5 protein-coding genes and 1 pseudogene are annotated in these 6,000 nt (G+C 39.1%); 5 read left to right on the top strand and 1 reads right to left on the bottom strand.

Features of this window, described 5'->3' with window-relative positions:
- The 5 genes and pseudogenes from CWO27_RS22720 to CWO27_RS22690 all read left to right on the top strand — a co-directional run.
- Positions 1–275, top strand: a pseudogene (locus CWO27_RS22720) (transposase); the annotation flags it as partial.
- A gap of 290 nt (positions 276–565) precedes the next feature.
- On the top strand, positions 566–1,606 hold the full coding sequence (locus CWO27_RS22715) for a GTP pyrophosphokinase (RefSeq protein WP_050922185.1): 1,041 nt from the start codon (positions 566–568) through the stop codon (positions 1,604–1,606).
- Between the two features lie 154 nt (positions 1,607–1,760).
- Positions 1,761–2,165 carry a hypothetical protein gene (locus tag CWO27_RS22705; protein ID WP_102431438.1) on the top strand — a complete coding sequence of 135 codons (405 nt, stop codon included), beginning with the start codon at positions 1,761–1,763 and terminating at the stop codon, positions 2,163–2,165.
- 152 nt (positions 2,166–2,317) lie between these two features.
- On the top strand, positions 2,318–2,860 hold the full coding sequence (locus tag CWO27_RS22695) for a hypothetical protein (RefSeq protein ID WP_102344598.1): 543 nt from the start codon (positions 2,318–2,320) through the stop codon (positions 2,858–2,860).
- A gap of 135 nt (positions 2,861–2,995) precedes the next feature.
- Positions 2,996–3,988 carry a hypothetical protein gene (locus tag CWO27_RS22690; protein ID WP_107899560.1) on the top strand — a complete coding sequence of 331 codons (993 nt, stop codon included), beginning with the start codon at positions 2,996–2,998 and terminating at the stop codon, positions 3,986–3,988.
- Between the two features lie 32 nt (positions 3,989–4,020).
- Here CWO27_RS22690 and CWO27_RS23680 read toward each other — a convergent pair whose 3' ends face one another.
- On the bottom strand, positions 4,021–4,977 hold the full coding sequence (locus tag CWO27_RS23680; protein WP_206360870.1) for an IS110 family transposase: 957 nt from the start codon (positions 4,975–4,977) through the stop codon (positions 4,021–4,023).
- Positions 4,978–6,000: the final 1,023 nt, after the last annotated feature.

Here is a 6,000-nt window from a genome sequence, read left to right as displayed (position 1 = left end):
AGAATGTGTTGTAATGCGGGCGAGTTACTTCGACGCTTACTTTTACATGTGTTGCCTAAAGGGCTAATGCGAATACGCTACTATGGCTTTTTAGCTAATGCTGTACGGGTAAAGCGATAGCGGAAATTAGGCAAAGCTTACGAAAGCGACCCGCAGAGAAATCGGAAGTGCTGAAAGAGAAACCTTGTTGTCCGAACTGCCATAGAAACAGCATGGTACTCGTGTGCATCAATATTAGACCTAGGATAGTCGTTTCAGAGTACCAACTGACCTAGTTGTCTGATTATAATGAATAAAATTATCGTTGTGTTATGGCGAGAGAGGGGCATTGTTCGCTTTTAAAAAGATTATGCAACGGGTATAGTCGCTGTAGATAAATTGGCGGCTAGAAGTGGAAAATGGACGGCTGACGGGGTACCGGTCTTAATGATAAGAGTGGAACGCAAGTCAGTCCTAAAAAGCAAATTCCATAGATAGAAGCAGCCAAGTCCAACAGGTATTTATCCATTGTGCTACGACAACGGATAAATACTTAAGCGTTATGTAATACAGTTGGAAAATTAAAATGAAAAACAAGTATAAAGACATAATTTGGGATAAAAACCCTGAGTACATAAAAAAATTTTATGAGAACCACTCTAAATACCAATCGCTTTGTTCGGAAGTTGAGTTCATTTTGAAGAAAAAACTTTCTGGTAGTGATGTTGAGGTGTCTTCTATATCCGCTAGGGCTAAAACAGAAGCTAGCTTCTGCGAAAAAATATTCCGTAAAGGTTATGAAAACCCATTTGAGGAAATTACAGACTTTGCAGGTGCTCGCGTTGTCTATTTATATTCTCAGGACAAAAAGGTTATCGAAAGTATCGTAGAGTCTGAGTTCGAAATTATTGAGAAAGTTGACAAAGTCGAAGACTACGAAACGGATGAGTTTGGATATGGTGCACTACATTACTTGATCAGGCTGAAGCCTGTTCATACTGGCGCTCGATACGATGAGCTCCACGGTTTAGTTTGTGAGCTTCAGATTAGAACAATTTTACAAGACGCATGGGCTGTTGTCGCACACCATTTAAGCTACAAACAAGAGTCTGATGTTCCTAAACACCTTAGACGTAAACTAAACGCTTTGTCAGGATTATTTGAAACCGCAGATGACCAATTCGAAAGTATTCGCTCAGCTCGCTTAAGGTACCAAACTGAAGTCGTGGATAAAATTGCACAAAATAGCGAATTAGCATTGAGTGAAATGATTGAACTAGATAACTTTATTGCATATTTGGAGTGGAAGTTTCCAAATCGAAGTGAGTCGACTAAATCCAGTGTCGTCGAAATGATTGGTGAGCTATCAGATTATGGTTACCGGACGTTAAAAGACGTTGATAATATTATTAACAGGGCAGAGGCGGCTGTTGAAGAATACGAAACTTTATATCCTCCAAAGTTAGAAGAAATGCCAGACGTAGAGGCAGAATATAGCCGTATCGGGATGGTTCGAACTGCATTGAGTTTCGTTGACGAAAATCACTTATACCGTTTCGAGAAAGATCGGGATAACTTGAGTCCTCATACCAATCATATTTTAGAACTTATGCATTTAGTTAACTAGCAAGTATTTCATAACAATCTGTTTAAGATTGATTCGCAACGCTTGGCATTTTCGCTCTGCGTTGCGTTTGGTGTTTAAGGTGGCATGCGGCAACTTCAGTATTGCGTTGCTCACACCTTAACAGGGCGTTAGCCCTCAAGGAGAAAATAAAAAATTGTTTGAAAATCATTTAAAAAGAACAAAGTTCTTGCTGTTTTTGCAGGGTATATCTGTTGCAGTTACTCTGTTTCTACCATTTACCTTGCTTGCCCAAGTAAATCAATTGAGCTCTTCGAGTCTTTTTCTCACATTTGCAATTGTTTTAGTGATGCTAAGCTTGAACTTGTCTAGTTTTTACGGGTTGTTAAAAAAGAAGCTTTGGGTATTTAAGTTAATGATCGCTCTTTATTTAATTCAGATTATAGGCATAGAGACTCCTAACTTTTCCTTAGCCTTTTCTTTTGGAGTTGAAGTACCGATAAGTGTGAATGTTAATGAAGTAACAGTTTCTCTAAACTTACTGGCAATCTTGGTGGTTTGGTTGTCGTATACAAGTCTTAACCTTTTGAAAAAGGGCTAACAAATTGTTCAAGAGTTATTCGGCACGCGTGGCATTTTTACTATGCGTTGGTTTTAGTGGTTAAGGTGGGATGCGTAAGCTTCGGTATTGCGTGCCTCACACCTTAACAAGGCGTTATGTAAACTTAATAATATTGAGGGAAGTGGCTGTAAGTGTTTAAATTTAGTAGTGAGGTTGAAAAGGTAAAAACTCAGGTATTAATACTATCAGGTATCGCTCTTTTCATTTCAATGACAGGCGCATTGCCTGGGAAAATTGAAATCATAGGTCTGAACCTAGAGGGCAACAAAACTGTAGCTGGGTGGTTTCTTCTAGCGATTCTTACGTTTATATCTATTAAATTCGTTGTACTTTCTTCCCTTGAAGTAATCAAAAAGCTGTTACCAACATGGATCGATTACAAGGGAAAAAACATACGTGGTGATACTCTGGGAATGACGCAGGCTGAAATCAACGCAGAACATGACAAGCGTGATGATGAATACGATGAAGATGCAGGGACTTTATCTGGTGAGTTCCATGAAATTCATTACAAACGCAGTCTAATTGACAAGTCATACCGCTCACGATTTGTCACAGTACATAATGTTTGGGTTTATTCTTCTGATTTTATTTTCCCTATATTATTCGTTGTTTATTCAGGAGTTGCGCTGTATACCTTCTTGTCTACAAGTGTGGTGCACACGTTTACATAACAAGCAATTTAAGCAGACTGTCAACGCTTGGTATTTTCAACTCGGTTTAGCTTTAGTGATTTAGGTATTAAATTTGAGTGTTTTGGTAGCGTTGTCAGCTACTTAATTGGGCGTTACGAAAATTAGGATACATTAATGAAAGATTTACCATGGATGACGGTGTTGAGCTCAATGCTATTAGGTTTTACGCCTGTCCAGTCAAATGCTGCTGAATTTCAAGTTGATGATACTAATTCCACTGTTTCTATGAACTACCATCCAGCATCAACCATTAAGTCATGTCTAGACTCATCTAATTGTACTAGCTTGTCGTTCAATTCTCGTGCAATAGACAACCTATTAGCCGGGCGTGAAGTTAAATCAGATATGGACGACAACAAAAACATCAGCGCGCAAGCGCTTAGAAGCGGACAGCTTTACGCAATCTCTGAAAAAGCTACAAGTTTCTTTAACGCTAAACTCATTTCTCATAATCCTGTTGATAGAAAAATAACTATTTCTTACTCCATCTCCCTAACTGCATCCGAGAACAAGCGTTCATTTTGGGAGTACAATAAAACCGCCTTGTTATCAGGAAATAACTATGTGAAGTTCATTGACACGAAGCTATCCGTCTTAGACATTCAAAATAAAGTCCTGTTAAACCAATTTGAAATATTTGAAATCGAAAAATGCAGCAAATCAGATAAATATTGTTCTAGTGAGCTAGCCTATTACCCTGACTATAATTTGTATCTTTTAACTAGCTCTATGAACCTTACAGAAGAACAACTCAAAGGTGCCCCAGCTGAACAAGTGCTTGAAGGTATTTTAAAAACCTTTTTACCGGTATTTAATCCGTTGGCTGCCAAGTTCTATAATGTTCCGCCAACGAACGAAAACGATAAGAACCCCAGCGACTACTCTCTTGATTCAATCATATTAGGGATAGATGCCGTTGTTGATGACAAACAATATGTTGGTTATGCAGGGGTTGAACAGAAAGAACCTTTGAGTCTTTTTTACAATGTAGAAGAAACCAATAATTCAGTAGTGCAGTTAATCACTCGCCTATGTAATGAACTTCGCAAAGGGAGTCATCCAAAAAACTTAGTTGATGAACACTGCGACTATAGTGGTTCAAGGTGAAGTTTCATAACAAACGACTATGGCGTCAATGATTAATTTTTGGCTGTGTTTTCATCCCACATGGCGCCATCTCTGAGCATAGAGTTAAGTGTCACTACCATCTTTCGTACGCACGCGATTATTGCGACTTTTTTAGGTTTCCCAGCAGCTAAAAGTCGAGCATAAGTCGCTTTGAATATGGGGTTACATTGCATAGCTGACATCATCGCCATGTATAAAACGGTTCGTACTTGCGCTCGACCGCCTTGGATTACGCGCTTACCTTTGTAGCGACCACTTTCACGTGTTATTGGAGCGACGCCAATCAGTGATGCTGCTTGTTTATTCGTGATGTAACCAAGTTCAGGTACGTTGCTAATTATTGATGCAGCGGCAATGTTTCCTATTCCTGGGACGCTTTGCAATATTGTGTTTTTAGCTTGGTATTCAGGGCTATCTTCAATGAGTTTAACGAGCTTTTCTTCTAACTTGGTGATTTGATTTTTTATCGTGGTTAGCATTGGTTTGATAGTCGGATGGAGAGAGGCGGGAAGTATCTGGATTCGGTTCTTTTCCATGGTTTGCATGGATAACAACTGGTTTCGGCGAATGACTAAGTCACTCATTAGGCGTATGTTTTTTGGCTTTATGACAGTAAGAGCTGGTTTGATTGCTTCTCCATAGTGAGCGATCAATTCTGCATCTAAACGATCATTTTTGGCTCTGCGGCCAATAGCACCAGCGAATCGTTTTATGTGGACAGGGTTTGCTCTGACAATAGGTAATTGAGCCTCTGCACATGCAAGAACAAAAGGCATTTCTAATCGGCCTGTAGCTTCAATAACGATTCGTTCAGGACTGTGACTCTTAATCGTTTTGAGTGCTTTTTTGATGCCTTTATCATTGTTCTCTACTGAGAAAAATAGGTCTAGTGGCCTGATGTGGATGTCTAATTGTGTTTTGCCGGTATCAACTCCAACGTTGATGCTTTGATTGATTTTGGTATTCATAATAAGCTAACTCATGCTTGCGTAATGCGGGTTCGAGACCCAGTCGACTATTCGAGGTTTATGCTTGAAGTCCTATGTAGCGTTCATGTTTGTTATCGGTCTCTCGATAGAGGAGCCAGCGTTTAAACGAACTACTACATAGAAAGCTTTAGTTGCAGCTAAAGCCTGGGTCTCACATTACCCGATTGGAGTGCTTATTATCGATACAAAGCATTTAAGAGTGATTCGCAACGCTTGGCATTTTCGCTTCGCTCAAGTATAGCCAAGCGTCGCTCACACCTTAATTGAGCGTTAGGGCTTAGGAGATTATGAAGAAGTTTTTCTCACTTATGAGGTCCTCAAATCGGACTATCAGCATGTTGGCGTTATTAAGTATTACGTCGATATTGGCAATAGATTTATACTTTGGCGAACTACCAGAACTTTTTCATGTGGTGAGAAGCTATTAAATGCGTACTATAACTTCTGCACTGGATTGGTTGCTAGTTACGTTTTCTATTTAATAGTCGTACATGTAAAAGAACAATCAGATAAAGATAATGTTAAGACTTACGTTTTCTCAAAGTCTCGTCGTGTTGTGGGTAACTATATAAGTGTGATTCGGGCGATCAAAAAGGAAGTTGGGTATATGGGGGAGGAAGGCTACTTCGAACAGGAAAAAATACATGAATTTTTCCTCAAAGTCGTCCCAAACAGTGATGCCCCAATGATTTCGTCGTATGATTCATCAAGATTAAATTGGGTTCAATTTTTAAATGATTACCGCATGAGTTCTATCCAACTAATAGATAAAATTTTAAAAATCATGCCTTATTTAAATACTGAGCACATACGGCTACTATCTGCGATTGAAGATTCACATTACTTCATAGAGATAAATGGTTTATCTGGTATCGGAAATCCTGATATTTCAATATGGTCCAAGACATTTTATAAGTACTCATTGGACTGTAAGGTTCTAGAGAAGTACAACTCTCGTTTTGGGTAAGCCCATACAAAGCATTTAAGAGTGATTCGCAACGC

It is taken from the genome of Vibrio sp. 10N.286.51.C3 (genome assembly GCF_003050065.1).
Taxonomy (GTDB): domain Bacteria; phylum Pseudomonadota; class Gammaproteobacteria; order Enterobacterales; family Vibrionaceae; genus Vibrio; species Vibrio crassostreae.
The sequence above is the reverse complement of the archived record's forward strand: the minus strand, read 5'-3'. Positions and strand labels throughout refer to the sequence as shown.

Coding starts and splice junctions, on each gene's coding strand:
- CWO27_RS22715 (WP_050922185.1), top strand. CDS start 566: ATGAAAAACAAGTATAAAGACATAATTTGGGATAAAAACCCTGAGTAC.
- CWO27_RS22690 (WP_107899560.1), top strand. CDS start 2,996: ATGAAAGATTTACCATGGATGACGGTGTTGAGCTCAATGCTATTAGGT.
- CWO27_RS23680 (WP_206360870.1), bottom strand. CDS start 4,977: ATGAATACCAAAATCAATCAAAGCATCAACGTTGGAGTTGATACCGGC.